General features: G+C 60.3%; 15 protein-coding genes and 1 other RNA gene. 14 read left to right on the top strand and 2 right to left on the bottom strand.

Going from position 1 to position 16,978, the window contains the following annotated elements; translation table 11 throughout:
- The first annotated feature begins 156 nt into the window (after nt 1–156).
- From WBP53_RS03165 to ilvN, 13 genes are all read left to right on the top strand, one after another.
- Complete coding sequence (locus tag WBP53_RS03165; protein WP_423925846.1) at nt 157–789, top strand: MotA/TolQ/ExbB proton channel family protein; 633 nt, start codon at nt 157–159, stop codon at nt 787–789.
- Between the two features lie 4 nt (nt 790–793).
- Complete coding sequence (locus WBP53_RS03160; RefSeq protein ID WP_423925844.1) at nt 794–1,225, top strand: ExbD/TolR family protein; 432 nt, start codon at nt 794–796, stop codon at nt 1,223–1,225.
- A 40-nt stretch (nt 1,226–1,265) separates the two neighbouring features.
- Entirely contained in the window at nt 1,266–3,029 is a 1,764-nt protein-coding gene (gene msbA, locus WBP53_RS03155) for a lipid A export permease/ATP-binding protein MsbA (protein ID WP_423925842.1), read from the top strand.
- Entirely contained in the window at nt 3,026–4,003 is a 978-nt protein-coding gene (gene lpxK, locus WBP53_RS03150; RefSeq protein ID WP_423925840.1) for a tetraacyldisaccharide 4'-kinase, read from the top strand. The genes msbA and lpxK overlap by 4 nt, the downstream gene beginning before the upstream one ends.
- A gap of 477 nt (nt 4,004–4,480) precedes the next feature.
- Nucleotides 4,481–6,082, top strand: coding sequence for a 2-isopropylmalate synthase (locus WBP53_RS03145; RefSeq protein ID WP_423925838.1), 1,602 nt, complete (start codon nt 4,481–4,483; stop codon nt 6,080–6,082).
- Nucleotides 6,083–6,091: 9 nt separating this feature from the next.
- Nucleotides 6,092–7,063, top strand: coding sequence for a branched-chain amino acid transaminase (locus WBP53_RS03140; RefSeq protein ID WP_423925836.1), 972 nt, complete (start codon nt 6,092–6,094; stop codon nt 7,061–7,063).
- Nucleotides 7,060–8,469, top strand: coding sequence for a 3-isopropylmalate dehydratase large subunit (gene leuC, locus WBP53_RS03135; protein WP_423925834.1), 1,410 nt, complete (start codon nt 7,060–7,062; stop codon nt 8,467–8,469). The genes WBP53_RS03140 and leuC overlap by 4 nt, the downstream gene beginning before the upstream one ends.
- The gene (gene leuD / locus WBP53_RS03130; RefSeq protein ID WP_423925832.1) at nt 8,466–9,071 is read left to right on the top strand and encodes a 3-isopropylmalate dehydratase small subunit; all 606 of its coding nucleotides are present in this window, start codon (nt 8,466–8,468) and stop codon (nt 9,069–9,071) included. The genes leuC and leuD overlap by 4 nt, the downstream gene beginning before the upstream one ends.
- A complete protein-coding gene (gene leuB, locus WBP53_RS03125; protein WP_423925830.1) occupies nt 9,068–10,135 on the top strand; it encodes a 3-isopropylmalate dehydrogenase in 1,068 nt (355 codons plus the stop codon). The genes leuD and leuB overlap by 4 nt, the downstream gene beginning before the upstream one ends.
- 32 nt (nt 10,136–10,167) lie before the next feature.
- Nucleotides 10,168–11,817 carry a dihydroxy-acid dehydratase gene (ilvD, locus tag WBP53_RS03120; RefSeq protein WP_423925850.1) on the top strand — a complete coding sequence of 550 codons (1,650 nt, stop codon included), beginning with the start codon at nt 10,168–10,170 and terminating at the stop codon, nt 11,815–11,817.
- A gap of 37 nt (nt 11,818–11,854) precedes the next feature.
- Nucleotides 11,855–12,838 carry a ketol-acid reductoisomerase gene (gene ilvC / locus WBP53_RS03115; protein ID WP_423925828.1) on the top strand — a complete coding sequence of 328 codons (984 nt, stop codon included), beginning with the start codon at nt 11,855–11,857 and terminating at the stop codon, nt 12,836–12,838.
- Between the two features lie 49 nt (nt 12,839–12,887).
- On the top strand, nt 12,888–14,765 hold the full coding sequence (gene ilvB / locus WBP53_RS03110) for a biosynthetic-type acetolactate synthase large subunit (RefSeq protein WP_423925848.1): 1,878 nt from the start codon (nt 12,888–12,890) through the stop codon (nt 14,763–14,765).
- Entirely contained in the window at nt 14,765–15,280 is a 516-nt protein-coding gene (ilvN, locus tag WBP53_RS03105; protein WP_423925826.1) for an acetolactate synthase small subunit, read from the top strand. Before ilvB ends, ilvN begins: the two co-directional genes overlap by 1 nt.
- A 10-nt stretch (nt 15,281–15,290) precedes the next feature.
- On the opposite strand, the gene WBP53_RS03100 is transcribed toward ilvN, so the two are convergent.
- Complete coding sequence (locus WBP53_RS03100) at nt 15,291–16,034, bottom strand: PDZ domain-containing protein (protein ID WP_423925824.1); 744 nt, start codon at nt 16,032–16,034, stop codon at nt 15,291–15,293.
- 223 nt (nt 16,035–16,257) lie between these two features.
- On the opposite strand from WBP53_RS03100, the gene WBP53_RS03095 reads away from it, so the two are divergent.
- Entirely contained in the window at nt 16,258–16,455 is a 198-nt protein-coding gene (locus WBP53_RS03095) for a CsbD family protein (RefSeq protein ID WP_423925822.1), read from the top strand.
- A gap of 426 nt (nt 16,456–16,881) precedes the next feature.
- On the opposite strand, the gene ssrA is transcribed toward WBP53_RS03095, so the two are convergent.
- Nucleotides 16,882–16,978: a transfer-messenger RNA gene (gene ssrA, locus WBP53_RS03090) on the bottom strand; the annotation flags it as partial.

The following is a 16,978-nucleotide window of genomic DNA, read 5'->3' as shown; positions in this document are numbered from 1 at the left end:
GCCTTGAGCGAGTGAGATTCGTGAAGCCACCGGGCCGGAACCCGGAATCGCGACGCTGCGCGCAAGACGGTTTGCACACGCTGGTATCATCGGCGCTCGGATCGCGGTCAGATGCAACGCGTCCCTATTGCCCAAAGTCTCAAGGAGTTGCTCCAAGTGCTTGAAATTCTTATTGCTGGCGGCTGGCCCATGGTGCCAATCCTGATCTCTTCCGCGATTGCGATGGCCATCATCCTCGAGCGTTTCTGGAGCCTGCGCCGCAAGGCCGTCATACCGCCCGAACTGGGCCAGCAGGTCATGACCTGGGCACGCACGCGCAAGCTCGATCCCAAGCACATTGATGCATTGCGTGAAACCTCACCACTCGGCGAGATCCTGGCATCTGCCCTGGTCGTGCGCAATCGACCGCGCGAGATCATCAAGGAACGCGTCGAGGACACGGGGCGGCATGTCGTGCACCAGCTGGAGCGATTCCTGAACACGCTCGGCACGATAGCCATCGTCTCCCCATTGCTCGGTCTGCTAGGTACGGTGTTCGGCATGATCAACATGTTCTTCGCCGTCATGGTCAGTGGCGTCGGCGATCCGCTGAAGATGGCGGGTGGTATCGGTGAGGCTCTGGTGTGCACGGCGAGTGGTCTGTGCGTCGCCATTCCGGCGTATTTCTTCCATCGCTACTTCCGCGGCAAGGTCAATGAACTCGTTATCGACATGGAAAAGCAGGTCATCACGCTGACTGACGAGCTCGCTTTGGCGTCAGACGCCAATCCAGCGCGGGCGGCGGGCTGATCTCATGCGCATTGCCTCCGGTCGCCGCGAAGACGATTTCGAGATCAACGTGATTCCGTTGATCGATGTCATGTTGACCTTGCTGATGTTCTTCGTCATGTCGACCACATTCGTGCAGCACTCGAGCATGAAAGTGACCCTGCCGGAGGCGTCGGCCACCGAGCAATCAAGGGAGGAGCAAAACCTGGTCATCCTCGTCGATGTCGATGGTCGCTACTTCATCGACAACAACGAAGTGCTCAATCCCGGCATCGAGACGCTGAAGGAGGCGATTCTCAGGATTGCCGGAGATGATCGCGGTCGCGCAGTCATCCTGCGTGCCGACGCCAAGGCGCAGCACCAGGCCGTCATCACGGCGATGGACGCACTCGGCCAGCTTGGTTTTGATCGACTGAGTCTTGCGACGACACCCAGCAAGGCAGAAAGCGCGAAGTGATGCCTCGGCCCCGCACCCAGTTCGTGCCGGAGCGCTGAGCTTGCCCGTCAGCGCCTTCACGACTTACCGGCGACTGCTTGGCTATGCAGCGCGCAACTGGGGCTATGCCCTGGCCGGCATTACCGGCATGGTTTTCGATGCCTCCGTGGCAGCGGTGTTCACGGCGATGATTCGTCCGATGCTGGACGACCTTTTCATCAGTCGCAGTGAGTCCGCGATCTTGTGGATGCCGCTCATTATCGTCGGTCTGTTCATCGTTCGCGGCGCGGCGACCTACGTAGCCGACTACGGGCTTGCGCGTATCGGACGCGACGTCGTCGAGACGCTGCGTGGCGAAGTGTTTGCTCGCTACCTCGTGTTGCCAGCCGGGCATTTTGATCGTGAGCCATCCGGGCAGATGATTTCGCGCCTGACCTACACGGTGGAACAGGTAGCACAGGCCAGCACGAATGCGGTCAAGGTGATGATCCTCGACAGCCTTACCGTGATTGGCCTGATCGGCGTAATGCTTTATCAGAGCGCACGCCTGACCTTGATGCTGTTCATCATGGCACCGCTGATCGCCCTGGTTGCATGGATCGTCGGGCGTCGCTACCGCCGCATCAGCGGCAAGATTCAGCACTCGGTCGGCTCGGTGACGGGAATCGTGGACGAGGCCGTCAGTGGCCAGCGCGAGGTCAAGGTCTATCTCGGGCAATCGGCAGAACGCGCCCGCTTCTCGGAGGTGAATGAGAAGAATCGCGAACTCAATCTGAAGATCGCGGCGACAAATGCGCTGTCGACATCGATCGTGCAGATCGTGGCCGCCTGCGCGCTGGCCCTGGTCATCTACTTCGCTACGCGACCGAACATGCTGGAGACGATGAGTCCCGGCACCTTCATGTCTCTCATCACGGCCATGTTGATGATGCTGCCATCGCTGAAGCGGCTGACCACGGTGCAGGCAATGATGCAGCGCGGAGTCGCCGCGGCCGAGGATTTGTTCCGGGTCATAGACATGCCCGGCGAGCGGGACACCGGTGAGATCCAGCGCGATCGCTGCCGTGGCGAAGTCGAACTGAAAAACGTGACGCTGCAGTACCCCGGGCAGGCATCGCCTGCATTGCGGGATATCAGCCTGCATTGCGCACCGGGTACGGTGACCGCCCTGGTCGGGCGATCCGGTAGCGGAAAATCCACACTCGCCAGCCTGATTCCCCGTTTTTACGAACCCGATTCGGGGAGCATCCTGCTCGATGGCGAGCCGCTTTCTGCGTGGCGACTGGATAGCCTGCGCGGGCAGATTGCCTGGGTTGGCCAACAGATCGTACTGTTCAACGACAGCATCGGGCGCAATATTGCCTATGGCGCGCTGGGCAATGCCACTCGCGAGCAAATCGCCGCTGCAGCAGAGGCCGCCAATGCGTCCGAATTCATTGACCGCTTGCCGGATGGCCTCGATAGCCAGGCGGGCGAAGGCGGGGCACTGTTGTCCGGCGGCCAGCGCCAGCGCATTGCCATCGCGCGAGCCCTGTTGAAAGATGCCCCACTACTGATTCTCGACGAAGCCACCAGCGCGCTGGACACCGAATCCGAGCGCCTTATCCAGGATGCACTCAAACGACTGCTTCGCGATCGCACCGTGCTGGTTATTGCGCACCGGCTTTCCACGATCGAGCACGCTGACCAGATTGTGGTTCTCGATGAAGGTCGTATCGTTGAACGCGGGACGCACCGCGAGTTGCTCGCGAGCAATGGTCACTACGCGGCACTGCATCGCGTCCAGTTCCGCGACGAAGAAAAGCAGCCCGAAGACTCGGCATGAATCAGTCCGACGTCGACCGCATCTGGTACGACGGTGAACCGGCACCGTTCTGGATGAGGGCCCTCGTGCCTGTCTACAGGACGCTTGGCGCCTTCATTCGATTGAGCTGGACCAGCGGATTGCGCAAGCCCGTACGGATGCGCGTACCGGTTGTCGTGATCGGCAATATCACGGCAGGCGGCACCGGCAAGACACCTCTGGTCCTCGCAATGATCGACGCGCTTCGAGAGCGCGGCTGGAAGCCCGGAGTGGTCAGTCGTGGCTATGGCGGCTCGGCAGACAACCCGATCTTGCTCGACGATTTTCCGGATCCCGCCGTGGTCGGCGACGAGCCCGCCTTGATTCGTCGTCGTACCCATGTGCCCGTGGCCATTGGCAGGAACCGGCCCGAAGCCGCGCGCCAGCTGCTCGAACAGGACGTGGATGTGATTCTGGCTGACGACGGACTGCAGAATCCGTCGCTTGCCCGTGACATTGAAATCTGTGTCATTGATGGTCGTCGCCGCTTTGGCAATGGTTCGTTGTTGCCAGCAGGTCCGCTGCGTGAGTCGATTGATCGCCTGCGCCAAGTGGATCTTGTTGTTTGCAACGGCGGTCAGGCAGAGCCGGGCGAGATTCATATGGCTCTGCAGGGCGATCAAGCGCAACGGCTCGATACCGCTGACGCGCCGCGCAACCTTGCAATGTTTTCCGGATCGACGGTGCATGCCATCGCCGCCATCGGCAATCCTCGGCGCTTCTTCGATAGCCTTGGGGCGCACGGGATTGACGTCATCGAGCACGCATTTGGCGATCATCATGCGCTGACAAGAGCCGACCTCGAGTTTGGCGACGAGTTGCCGATCCTGATGACCGAAAAAGACGCCGTGAAGTGCAAGGGTTTCGCGAATCCTCGCCTCTGGGTTGTGCCGGTTGCTGCAGTGTTGCCCGTTGCCTTCTTCGATGCGATCGATCGCAAGCTGCGCGATTGCTGAGCCCGTCCACGCGCCCCGATCCTGCTCGACTGCTTCGGCATTTCCCAGTTTCCATTGATGCACGGTTCTTTCGGTTCGTCCTTCGGGCCGGATGCGCTGTTCGTTTCGACATCCTGCCTTCGTGGTTCGGCCTTGCTTCAAAAAGCCATCCAGACGTCCAAATGCGATCCGAAAAGGTTGCATTCGTAACCACTGAAATGAATGCTTGACACCTTCTCGAAGCATCGGTTACGGTCGAGTCATGTCGCAACGCAACACAACCGTTCGAAGCCTCCTGTCCAAACGATCATCATTGGTCGACGTGCCTGTGCGCGCCACCAGTGGGCTCGAGCTTGTACTTGGACTCGTACTTATTAGCTGCGGAGGCGCGGGCTAGGGTATTTGTCGAGTAGTGAATCCCAAGACCCCGCCCTCGGCAACGAAGGCGGGGTTTTTTTTGACCCATCGTTCGCAATATTCTCCAGATCGGAGCAGGAAATGAGTAGTGAGCCAGCGGTAGTACAGAGCAATGTTGGTGCGAGTGTCGCGGATCCCGATCGTGTACTGATCTTCGACACGACCCTGCGCGATGGCGAGCAGGCGCCAGGGTTTTCAATGAGCAAGGCGCAGAAGCTGCGCATGGCCAGCGCACTTTCCGATCTGGGTGTGGACATCCTCGAGGCGGGATTTCCGCACGCTTCCGATGATGATTTTGCGTCGGTGAGATCAATTGCAACGAGCGTGCGCGGCCCGAGGATCTGCGGCCTGGCGCGCTGCCAGGAAGGCGATATCGAAAGCGTCGCACGCGCTATCGAGCCGGCCAGCAAGGGACGTATCCACATCTTCCTGGCAACCAGCCCGTTGCATCGAGAGTTCAAGCTGCAAATGAGCAAGCAGCAGGTGATCGATACCGCCGTGGCCGGAGTGCAGCATTCGCTTCGCTATTGCGCCGACGTCGAATTCTCCGCCGAGGACGCAATTCGCACTGAGCCCGAGTTTCTTGCGGAAGTTTTTTCGGCCGCCATTGAAGCGGGTGCCACCACGGTGAATGTTCCTGACACGGTCGGCTATACCACGCCGCTCGAGATTGCCGAACGATTTGCCTGGTTGAGAGCGAACGTCAGGGGAGCAGACCAGGTCGTCTTCAGTTCGCATTGCCACGATGACCTCGGCATGGCAGTGGCCAACAGCCTGGCCGCAATCTCGGCCGGCGCACGTCAGGTCGAGTGCACGATCAACGGAATAGGCGAGCGTGCAGGAAACGCCGCGCTCGAGGAACTGGTCATGGCGCTGCGCGTGCGTGGTGATCTTTTTCCGAACTTGCACACAGGAATCCGCAGCCAGCGCCTGCATGCGACTGCGCGTTTGCTCTCGCAGATCACGGGACAGCCAATCGCACGCAACAAGGCGGTGATTGGCGAGAACGCGTTCGCTCACGAATCGGGCATCCATCAGCACGGCATGCTCAAGCATCGTGGCACTTACGAGATCATGCGCGCCGAAGATGTCGGCGTGAAGAAGAGTGAGCTGGTGCTTGGGAAACACAGCGGGCGGCATGCCTTGCGTGAGCGCCTGTCTGCCTTGGGTCACGATCTTGACGATGCTTCGCTGGATGAAGTGTTCACGCGCTTCAAGACCCTGGCCGACAAGAAAAGGGAAGTATTCGACGCCGATCTCGAGGCCATGGCCGTAGGCCGCGATCCTGACGCCGCCGGTCCATGGCATCTCAGCCATTTGCATGCGACCAGCCACATCGGCGCCAGTGCTTCTGCGTCGGTGCGTCTGAACCATGACGACGGACGGGAAGTCAGTGAGGCGGCGATAGGGGATGGTCCGATCGACGCCGTTCTGCGCGCCGTATCACGCGCAGTGGGTCATGACTTTTCGGTCAACGAATTCCAGATCCGTGCACTCAGCGAGGGGGGTGACGCGCAAGGCCAGGCTGCGATCAGCGTGATCCACCAGGGGCGTGAACTGCGCGGCCAGTCGGTCTCCACGGACATCGTCGAGGCCGCTGCCAATGCCATTCTGGAAATCGCCAACCGCATCGAACATTTCACCGTGGTCGAGCCGCCTGCTCGATCCGCCATCGCACGTTAGGAACCATCCATGAATCAAGCAGCCCTCATCTGGCACAACGGCCAACTCAAGCCCTGGGAGCAGGCGACCGTGCATGTCAGCGCACACGCCTTGCACTACGGGTCCTCGGTGTTCGAAGGAGAGCGTGTATACGCAACGCCGCAAGGTCCGGCGTATTTCAGGCTTGCCGATCACACCGCGCGCCTGTTCGAGTCCGCACGCCTCTACGAGATCGAAATCGGCTACACCGAAGGAGAAATCAATGCGGCTTGCATCGAACTCATTGCTGCCAACCGGTTGGAATCGGCCTATGTACGCCCGATAGCGTTTCGCGGGGCAGGCGGCCTGGGTGTCATCCCCAATGAAGGTTCACCCGTTGATGTTTCCATCATGGCGCTGAACTGGGGTGCGTATCTTGGTGAGGCGATTGAAAGTGGAGCGGATGTCTGTGTCTCGTCATGGAATCGACCGGCGCCCAACACGATTCCAAGCTGGGCGAAGGCGGGTGGCAATTATCTCTCCAGCCAGCTGATCGGATTCGAAGCAAGGCGCGGAGGCTACGCCGAGGGGATCGCGCTGGGAACCAACGGCTTGCTCAGCGAAGGTGCCGGGGAAAATCTTTTCCTGGTTCGCAAAGATCGCCTGTACACGCCAACCACCAGCGCAGGCATTCTTGCGGGCATCACCCGCGACACGGTGATTTCGCTGGCAGCGGATCTTGGCCTGGAGGTCGAAGAGCGCGATATGCCCAGGGAAGCCTTGTACACCTCCGATGAAGTGTTCATGACCGGTACCGCTGCTGAAATAACGCCGGTGCGCTCGGTTGATCGCAAGCCGGTCGGATCGGGCAGGCCGGGGCCAGTCACGCTCGCTTTGCAAAAGGCATTCTTTGGCCTGTTTGACGGTAGTACGGCCGATACGCGTGGCTGGTTGACCCATGTTGCCCCTGCTGGCGTTGTGTCGAGCAAGCCGGTGCGCGAACTCTCCGAGGCTGCCGCATGACGCCGCGCACGATCATCGACAAGATCTGGGAGGCGCACCAGGTGCGTGCGGAGACCGGCGATACGCCTGGCATTCTCTACGTCGACCTGCACCTGATCCACGAAGTGACCACGCCGCAGGCTTTCAGTGAATTGCGTCGGCGCGGCATCGGCGTACGTTGCACCGAGCGCGTGCTAGCTACTCTCGATCATTCAACGCCGACCCTGCCAGCCGATGCCAGCGGGCAGCGCCCGTATGTGACTGCCGAAGCGGAAAGACAAGTCGCGCAGCTCGAGGAAAATTGCCGCGAATTCGGCATCGAGCTGAACGGCTGGGACAGCGACCATCGAGGCATCGTGCATGTGATGGGGCCCGAACTCGGTGCGACACAGCCCGGCATGACCATCGTCTGCGGCGACAGCCACACTGCGACCCATGGCGCATTCGGTGCGCTCGCGTTTGGCATCGGGACGACCGAAGTAGGTCATGTTCTGGCAACCCAGTGCCTGCTGCAACGCAAGCCGAAGACGTTTGCGATCCATGTCGATGGCCAGCTGCGTCCGGGTGTCAGCGCCAAGGACCTGATCCTCCACATCATCGGCACGATTGGCGTGGGTGGGGGTACCGGCCATGTCATCGAGTATCGAGGCAGCGCCATCGAAGCGTTGTCGATGGAAGAGCGCATGACGGTATGCAACATGTCGATCGAGGCCGGTGCGCGGGCGGGATTGATCGCGCCCGATCAGATCACTTTCGATTGGCTGCAGGGTCGACCGCGTGCGCCGCAAGGCGAAGAATGGGAGCGCGCCGTTTCGGCATGGCGCACGCTGGCTACGGACACGGGTGCGCACTACGACAGCGAAATTCATGTCGACGCGAGCGCCGTTGGTCCGACCATCAGCTATGGCACGCATCCAGGCATGGTCACGCCGATCGGAGCCGCGATCCCGGCAGCACGTGACGAGCAGGAAACCAGGGCCTTGGCCTACATGCAGTTTGCGGGCGGCCAGGCATTGACGGGGCAGGCAGTCGATGTCGTCTTTGTCGGAAGTTGCACGAACTCACGCCTTTCGGACCTGCGTGAAGCGGCCGAGGTGATGCGCGGACGCAAGGTCGCCGGGAATGTGCGCGCGTTGATCGTGCCGGGTTCGGTGTTGATCAAGCGCGAAGCCGAAGCCGAAGGGCTTGATGAAGTATTCCGCGCAGCCGGTGCCGAATGGCGTGAGGCCGGTTGCTCGATGTGCATCGGCATGAATGGCGATATTGCCAAGCCGGGGCAGCTCGTCGTTTCAACCAGCAATCGCAATTTCGAGGGACGCCAGGGCCCCGGTGTCCGCACCGTGCTGGCAAGCCCGCGGGTCGCAGCAGTTGCCGCGATTGCAGGTGTCATCACCGATCCTGAAACGTTCAAGGAGCGCGCTGCATGAAGCCGATGAATGAGATTCGCTCCCGGACGGCGTGCCTGCCGTTCGAGAACATCGATACCGATCGCATCATTCCCGCGCGGTTCCTGACAACGACTGAACGTTCCGGTCTGGGCCGCCATGCTTTCAACGACTGGCGCTATCTCGAGGGTGGTGAGGAAAATCCTGACTTCCCGCTCAACAAGCCAGAGGCGACGGGATGCAGGATCCTGGTTGCCGGGCGCAACTTCGGCTGTGGGTCGTCCCGCGAGCATGCGCCATGGGCCTTGCTCGACTACGGCATCGAAGCCGTGATCTCGTCCGAGATTGCCGACATCTTTCGCAGCAACTCGCTGAAGAACGGCTTGCTGACGATCGTCATTGATGAAGCCGCCCACAAGGACTTGCTGTCCAGTCCGGGAGAGGGCCTGGTCATCGATATCAGTGCCGGCTCGATACTCAGGCCGGATGGCAGCGTGATTCCGTTTTCGCTGGATCGATTCGCTCGCCATTGCCTGCTCAGCGGTATCGATCAACTCGGATTCCTGCTCGACGCAGAAACCGAAATCAGCACCTGGGAGAAACAGCGTGCGAACAACCCTTACATGATGGAGAGCGCGGCATGAGAGCCGATATCACGGTACTTCCCGGTGATGGCATCGGGCCCGAAGTCACGGCGGCTGCGGTTGCCATCCTGCGCGAAGTGGCAACCCGGAACGGCCATGTCTTCGAATTCAATGAACATCTGATCGGCGGAATCGCCATTGATACCTGTGGTGAGCCGTTGCCGCAGGCAACGATCGATGCCTGCGTGAACTCCGACGCTGTCCTGCTCGGTGCCGTCGGTGGTCCGAAGTGGTCCGATCCTCAAGCCAGGGTGCGCCCGGAGCAGGGTCTGCTTGGTCTGCGCGCGAGACTGGGAGTTTTCGCGAACCTGCGTCCATTGCGCGTGCATCCCCGGCTGGCCGGCTTGTCGCCGTTGAAGGCCGAGAACCTGATGGGTGTCGATCTGTTGTTCGTGCGCGAACTCACAGGCGGTGCCTACTTCGGAAAGAAATCGCGTGAAGGCGACGTTGCCATCGACGAGTGCCGCTACAGCGTCGCCGAAGTCGAGCGCGTGGTGCGTCGCGCCTGTGAGTTGGCGCGCGGACGATCGGGTCGCCTCACGTCGGTCGACAAGGCCAATGTGCTTGAAACTTCGCGGTTGTGGCGCGAGACCACCGAGCGTGTGGTTGCCGAGTACGACGGCGTCAGTCTCGAGCACCAGCTTGTCGACTCGATGGCGATGCTGTTACTGACGCGACCATCTGCGTATGACGTTATCGTCACCGAAAACCTGTTTGGTGACATTCTCACGGACGAAGCCGCAGCGCTTGCTGGTTCGCTGGGCGTTTCGCCCTCCGCCTCACTCGGCGCAGGACGCCTGGGTTTGTATGAGCCTATCCATGGATCCGCACCCGATATCGCGGGCCAGGGCATTGCCAACCCGATTGGCGCAATTCTCAGTGCGGCATTGTTGCTGCGTCATTCGCTGGGGCTGGAATCAGAAGCGCGCGCGGTCGAGGCAGCCGTCGATTCGGTGCTCGATGAAGGCGAGCTGACCCGCGACCTTGGCGGCAAGGCCAGTACTTCCGATGTCACGGCCTCGGTACTTTCCCGATTGATGAATCAACGACAGGCGGCGGCATGAGTTCCGACGAACGCATTCCGCTGAAGCCGCCGATGCGCAGCGACGCCATCAAGACCGGCCCGGATCGCGCGCCGGCGCGAGCCATGTTGCATGCGACCGGTCTGGATGCCGAGGCCATTGCCCGGCCACTGGTTGCGGTTGTGCACACATGGTCGAACATCTCGCCGTGCAACCTCAACTTGCGCGACCTTGCCAATGCCGCCAGCGAAGGTATCCGCTCAGCCGGAGGCACGCCGATCGAGTTCAATACGATCGCGGTTACCGACGGCATTGCCATGGGCACCTCGGGCATGCGCGCTTCGCTGGTCAGTCGCGAGGTCATTGCCGATTCGATCGAGCTCGCGGTGGATGGGCACTGCCTTGATGCGATGGTCGTGCTATGCGGATGTGACAAGACCATTCCTGCCGCAGCGATGGCGCTGGCTCGATTGAATATTCCCGGTGTTGCCCTTTACGGCGGCAGCATCGCGCACGGCAAGCTCGACGGAAAATCGATCACCGTCCAGCAGGTGTTCGAGGCTGTTGGAAGTCACGGTGCCGGCAAGATTTCCGATGAGCGGCTGTGCACGATCGAACGCGAGGCATGTCCCGGCGCTGGCGCGTGTGGCGGACAGTTCACGGCGAACACGATGGCCATGGTGCTCAGCGCGCTCGGACTCTCGCCGCTCGGTCTCAATGATATTGCCGCGACTGATCCGGCAAAGGTCGAGGCGGCAAGACGCTGTGGAGAGCTGGTCCTCGACTGCCTCGCTACCGAGCGAAAGCCACGCGACATTCTCTCGCCCGCGGCATTCCGCAATGCCATGCGCATTGTCGCAGCCACCGCCGGATCGACCAACGCCGTGCTGCATCTCCTGGCCATCGCGCATGAGGCCGATGTGTCACTCACCATCGAGGACTTCGAGACTGCTGCTGCATCAACGCCGGTAATCACCGACCTCATGCCGGGCGGTCGCTACACGGCCATCGAAATGACCGAAGCCGGAGGCATGGCAGCGGTTGCCAGGGAACTGCGTAGCGCCGGAATGCTTGAGGATGCGCCGACTGTCACCGGGCAGTCGTTGTTCACCGAGATCGATGCATCAGTCCGATCCCCCACCGGGCAGGAAGTCATCCATCCGGTCAGTCGCGCCTTCAAGCCACGCGGCGGTTTTTCGATTCTCTACGGTAACCTCTCGCCCGAGGGCTGCATCCTCAAGCTTTCCGGAAGCAGCCCTGTCCTGTTCGAAGGGCCGGCACGTGTATTCGAAAGTGAAGAGGCCTGCTTCCAGGCCGTGCAGTCCGGCCAGATCAATCCTGGCGATGTCATCGTGATTCGCAATGAAGGGCCTGCAGGTGGCCCTGGCATGCGCGAGATGCTGGCCGTTACAGCGGCATTGGTGGGCCGCGGCCTGGGTGACCAGGTTGCCCTCATGACTGACGGTCGCTTCAGCGGCGCGAGCTATGGCTTTGTCATCGGCCATGTCGCGCCGGAAGCATATCGGGGCGGGGCAATCGGTCTGTTGCGGGATGGTGATCGCATCGTCATCGATGCATCACGTCGCGTCATCGAAACCGATGCGGATCTCGAATCACGCCGGGCGTCATGGCAGATGCCGCAAGCAAAAGTCACTCGCGGCGTTCTCGCCAAATACGCACGCCTGGTTGGTTCGGCCGCGAAAGGCGCCGTCACCAGCCCCTGAAGTTTCACCATCATTTGATCAACCACCGGAGTCGCGCATGTCCGCCACCGTTACCACCGAAGCTCTCAAGAACGCCCGCATCGCCGTACTCGGATATGGCAGCCAGGGTCGTTCACATGTCCTCAACCTGCGCGACTCCGGCCTTGATGTCGTGGTCGGCTTGCGTCCGGGAGGCCCGACCGCTATCAAGGCAGCAGCCGATGGCGTCACCGTAGTCACCCCGGAAGAAGCAGTGAAGGGTGCCGATCTGGTGGCCGTGCTTACGCCGGACATGGTCCAGCCAACGCTCTATACCGACGTGATCGAGCCGAACATGAAGGCGGGCGCCGCACTCCTGTTCGCACATGGCTTCAACGTGCACTTCAAGTCGATCGTCCCACGCAAGGATATCGACGTCGTTCTCGTTGCGCCGAAGGGCCCGGGTCACCTGGTGCGTACCGAATACGAAATCGGACGCGGAGTTCCGTGTCTGTATGCCGTGTTCCAGGATACCAGCGGCAAGGCGAAGGACCTGGCCATGGCTTACGCCGCGGGACTTGGCGGCGCACGCGCACTTCTGATCGAAACCGACTTCAAGGAAGAGACAGAAACCGATCTGTTTGGTGAGCAAGCCGTGCTCTGTGGAGGCGCCAGCGAACTCGTGCTGAAGGGCTTCGAAACACTGGTTGAAGCGGGCTATCGCCCGGAGATTGCGTACTACGAAGTGCTGCATGAGTTGAAGCTGATCGTCGACCTGCTCTACCAGGGTGGCATCACAAAGATGCTGACCTATGTCTCCGAAACTGCCCAGTACGGAGACTACGTCAGTGGTCCGCGCATTGTTGACGCTGGAACCAAGGAGCGCATGAAGACCATCCTGACCGAGATTCAGGACGGCACGTTCGCGCGCAACTGGGCGGCGGAATACAAAGCCGGACTGCCCAACTACAAGCGACTCAAGCAAGCGGATCTTGATCATCCGATCGAGAAGGTGGGTGCCGAGTTGCGCAAGAAGATGATCTGGCTCAACGAGCCAGCCTGAGTACGGAAACTGCGTGATCGATGAACGAGGCCAGAGTGGAGATGCCCCGATGAATGCCATGTTGCAGGAACAAGCCATACCCGCCACGGATGCGAAAGCGCACCCGCTTGCCGGGACACCGATGAGCGGAGCGGAGATCGTCGTCCAGGTGCTTGCCGACGAAGGGGTGGATGTGATTTTCGGCTATTCGGGTGGTGCGATCCTGCCGGTCTACGATGCGGTGTTTCGATTCAATCACCAGCATCTCGCCGACGATGGCAGCGAGCCGCTGCCGTTGATCGTGCCCGCCAACGAACAGGGCGCAGGATTCATGGCGCAGGGTTACGCACGTGCATCGGGCAAGGTCGGCGTTGCGCTGGTCACATCGGGGCCTGGCGCCACCAACACGGTGACGCCAGTGCGCGATGCCATGGCCGACTCCGTGCCGATCGTGGTCATCTGCGGCCAGGTACCAACGGGCTCTATCGGAACCGATGCCTTCCAGGAAGCACCGGTGAGCAGCATCATGGGTTCTTGTGCCAAGCATGTCTTTCTCGTGACAGATTCGAGTAGGCTCGAGGCGACCATGCGAACCGCATTCGAAGTGGCACGCAGCGGCCGTCCGGGACCAGTGGTCATCGACATTCCGAAGGACATCCAGAATGCGTCATTGCGGTTTAGCGGGCGGGGGCAACTTCCCATCCCGGGATATCGCTCCCGTCTGCGCGCTGTCACCGAAGCCCGTCTCAGACCAGAGGAATGCACTGCATTTCTGGATGCGCTCGGGCGTGCAGAGCGTCCGCTCCTGTATGTCGGCGGTGGCGTCATCGCCGCCGAAGCAAGCCGTGCCCTGCGCGCATTTGCCGAGGCTTTCGGTATTCCGGTAACGACAACGCTGATGGGGATCGGTGCAAGCGACACGACCGAGGCCTTGTCCCTGCATATGCTCGGAATGCACGGAACGGCATTCGCCAACTATGCCGTTGTCGATTGCGACTTCCTGATCTCGGTGGGAGCGCGATTCGACGATCGGGTTGCCGGCGTGCCTGACCTCTTCGCGCGGAAGGCAAAGTACATCGCCCAGTTCGATATCGACCCGGCCGAAATCGACAAGGTCAAGCGCGTCGACTGGCATCACCTTGGCGATATCTCCCTTGCCCTGGACAACCTGCGCGAGCATGCAGCCCGGCGTGGATTCGATCCGAGAGGGCAGGGCAGCTACGCAGATTGGCACGCGCATATCGCTGATCTGAAGAAGACTCATGCATTGAATTTCGATCGCGGGAGCGCACTCATCCAGCCTTATGCCGTGATCGAGGAGATCAACCGACTGACACGCGGCGAAGCCATCATCAGCACAGGTGTGGGTCAGCATCAGATGTGGGCGGCACAGTACTTCGACTTCACCGAGCCGCGACGCTGGCTGACCTCGGGGTCGATGGGGACCATGGGTTTCGGCTTGCCGGCAGCGATCGGTGCGCAGTTTGCGCGCCGCGACCTCATGGTCATCGATATCGATGGTGATGCCAGTATCCGCATGAACATCGGCGAGCTTGAAACAGTGACCACCTATGACCTGCCGGTAAAAGTGGTGGTTCTGAACAACTGCGGTGATGGCATGGTTCGCCAGTGGCAAAAGCTGTTCTTCAAGGGCCGTTTTTCAGCGACGGACAAGAGCCTGCACAAGAAGGATTTCATCAAGGCAGCAGAGGCCGACGGGTTTCGCTACGCGGTTCGACTTGATCGCAACGCGGATCTCAAACGCGTGATCGCAGAGTTCATCGCCTTCGATGGACCTGCGTTTCTCGAGGTGATGATTGATCCTGACGCGTGCGTTTATCCAATGGTCGGGCCGGGGATGAGCTACGCACAGATGATCACGGGCGATCACATCGCATCGCGTGATCCGGTCAGAGCTGAAGAATCCGGCCCGGCGGAGATGTTTTGATGCGCCATATCATAGCGATGCTGTTGCAGAACGAAGCCGGTGCGCTTGCTCGCGTCGCCAGCATGTTTTCTGCACGCGGGTACAACATCGAATCCTTGACCGTCGCGGCGACGCACGATCCGGGTATTTCGCGACTGACCATGGTCACCATCGGTGATGACGAGGTAATCGCGCAGATTATCAAGCAGTCACGCAAGTCCATCGATGTGCTGGAGATCGCCGATCTGACAAGTCGCGATCATCTTGAGTCCGAGTTGCTCGTGGTCAAGGTTGCGGCGACGAGCAAGAACGCGTCGGCGATCGAACGGTTCACCGAGCTGGGATTCGGCATTGTCCTTGATGCAAGCGGAAACACGCGTACCCTGCAGTTCACCGGTCGCGGTTCCCACATCAGTGCAATCCTGGCCGAGTTGGCCGCCATGACCCACATTCTGGAAATGGCGCGCAGCGGAACTGCTGCATTGGAACTTGGGCAATCGCTGTTGGCGTCAAGCGAACTCACAGCCCAGGCCTGAGCGCCAGTCGTCAGGGCTGGTTCGCACCTGCCGGCATTGCGCCAAGCCGGACCATGCGATCCATGGTCTGGCCGTTGCGGTTTACTTGCAGAGTGACCGCCTTGCCAGCCTGTTCACTGAGCATCTCCTGGAAACGGACGCGGTCTGCTACTGGTCGGCTGTTGAAGCCCAGGACAAAGTCACCAGCCAGCAAATTCGCCTGGGATGCGGGCGTGCCACCTACCACTGCTCCAATTTGCACTCCGCCATCGACACCGAGGCTTGCGCGTTCGCTTGCCGTCAGATTCCGGAATGTTGCACCGAATAGCAACTTGAAGCGGACATAGTAGGCGGCGAGGAATTCCACCGATGCATCCGCAGACTCGTCAGCCCGGTACTCCCGATAAATGACAATGCGATCGGCGCCGACTTCGCGTCCAAGTTCGATCGCTGACTGTTCGGCATCGCCATCAGTCGAGTCATAGCGACCGTTGCCTATGCGGACGAATCCCTCGGCGGCTAGTGCTCGCTGGTCTCCGCGATCGCTCTTGCCTTCGACGATTTCGGGTCGCTCCGGTGCGGGCTCCGCGCGCAGTGCTTCGATGTAGCTCCGATCACGTTGGATCAAGGGCTCGTAGTGCGTTTCAGCAATCGGTTCCACGACCGCTTCCGGCAGTTCCAGCGGCTGTTCCACGCGAGTCGGTGCGGATCCGCATGCAGACAGAAGCAAACCCAGTGAGATGGTCAAGGTCCAGCGATTCAATGTCTTGTTCATTTATGGAGCATAGCGCCTTGGGCGTTGCCTGTAAGCATCGAACTTTGCGCGCGTCGTCGTCAGAAATGTGAACGACAACTGCATGCCGGGATTGGGAGGTCGGCAAATTCATTTTTCATGCATCCGCGAAACCCCAAGGTATACGCAACCGGATTGGACAGAGGCAAACAGCCATCAGTTTTCCAATACGGGATTGATCCCACCCACCACGAAGGAGTAACTCATGAACGAAGACACTATTCAGGGCAAGTGGAAGCAGCTGAAGGGAAGCATCCAGGAGAAATGGGGCAAGCTCACCAACGACGACCTGGATGTCGCCGAGGGCAACTCCGAATATCTCGCTGGCAAGATCCAGGAACGCTATGGCATTGCCAGGGATGAAGCCAAGGACGCGGTCAAGGAATTCGAGCGTTCCATCTGATTGCTTCTCCATTGCTGCAACGAAGGACCCCGCAATCGCGGGGTCTTTTTTTGCAGTTGATCATGCCGCTTGCAAAGCCAGGCTTGCGAGGCTTCGAGTTCGTGATTCTCGACAGGCCAGGGATGGCTGCGCTGACCCGACAAGGGGTGACGGGAGGGCGCGGATGGATGCCTTCCCTGGATCCTGCGGGCAGGTCAGCTGCGCTGTAGGCATCCGATGATCTGTACATCAGATCATCGCTTCCTCACGACTGCCTTTTCGTGGAAGCGACTTCAATACGGAACAGGCTTGTTTTTCAACAACGGGGGCGTCGCATATATCCCGCATATCATCCGATAGCGTTGGTAGTGCGGCATGCACAGACAACAAAAACCCCGCATTTACGCGGGGTTTTTGTCGTCTGCCGGATCTCGATGGACCCTTGTTTGGTGGAGGTGGCGGGAGTTGAACCCGCGTCCGAAGGCGATTGACGCCCAGTACTACATGCTTAGCTCACCGTTCGATCTCGTCTTCCGGCAGTACG

This window comes from Dokdonella sp. (genome assembly GCF_049593775.1).
Taxonomy (GTDB): Bacteria; Pseudomonadota; Gammaproteobacteria; order Xanthomonadales; family Rhodanobacteraceae; genus Dokdonella.
The sequence above is the reverse complement of the archived record's forward strand: the minus strand, read 5'-3'. Positions and strand labels throughout refer to the sequence as shown.

What these genes read in the sequence shown, in the direction of transcription:
- WBP53_RS03160 (WP_423925844.1), top strand. Translation starts at nt 794, where the DNA reads ATGCGCATTGCCTCCGGTCGCCGCGAAGACGATTTCGAGATCAACGTG.
- lpxK (WP_423925840.1), top strand. Translation starts at nt 3,026, where the DNA reads ATGAATCAGTCCGACGTCGACCGCATCTGGTACGACGGTGAACCGGCA.
- WBP53_RS03145 (WP_423925838.1), top strand. Translation starts at nt 4,481, where the DNA reads ATGAGTAGTGAGCCAGCGGTAGTACAGAGCAATGTTGGTGCGAGTGTC.
- WBP53_RS03140 (WP_423925836.1), top strand. Translation starts at nt 6,092, where the DNA reads ATGAATCAAGCAGCCCTCATCTGGCACAACGGCCAACTCAAGCCCTGG.
- leuC (WP_423925834.1), top strand. Translation starts at nt 7,060, where the DNA reads ATGACGCCGCGCACGATCATCGACAAGATCTGGGAGGCGCACCAGGTG.
- leuD (WP_423925832.1), top strand. Translation starts at nt 8,466, where the DNA reads ATGAAGCCGATGAATGAGATTCGCTCCCGGACGGCGTGCCTGCCGTTC.
- leuB (WP_423925830.1), top strand. Translation starts at nt 9,068, where the DNA reads ATGAGAGCCGATATCACGGTACTTCCCGGTGATGGCATCGGGCCCGAA.
- ilvD (WP_423925850.1), top strand. Translation starts at nt 10,168, where the DNA reads ATGCGCAGCGACGCCATCAAGACCGGCCCGGATCGCGCGCCGGCGCGA.
- ilvC (WP_423925828.1), top strand. Translation starts at nt 11,855, where the DNA reads ATGTCCGCCACCGTTACCACCGAAGCTCTCAAGAACGCCCGCATCGCC.
- ilvB (WP_423925848.1), top strand. Translation starts at nt 12,888, where the DNA reads ATGAATGCCATGTTGCAGGAACAAGCCATACCCGCCACGGATGCGAAA.
- ilvN (WP_423925826.1), top strand. Translation starts at nt 14,765, where the DNA reads ATGCGCCATATCATAGCGATGCTGTTGCAGAACGAAGCCGGTGCGCTT.
- WBP53_RS03100 (WP_423925824.1), bottom strand. Translation starts at nt 16,034, where the DNA reads ATGAACAAGACATTGAATCGCTGGACCTTGACCATCTCACTGGGTTTG.
- WBP53_RS03095 (WP_423925822.1), top strand. Translation starts at nt 16,258, where the DNA reads ATGAACGAAGACACTATTCAGGGCAAGTGGAAGCAGCTGAAGGGAAGC.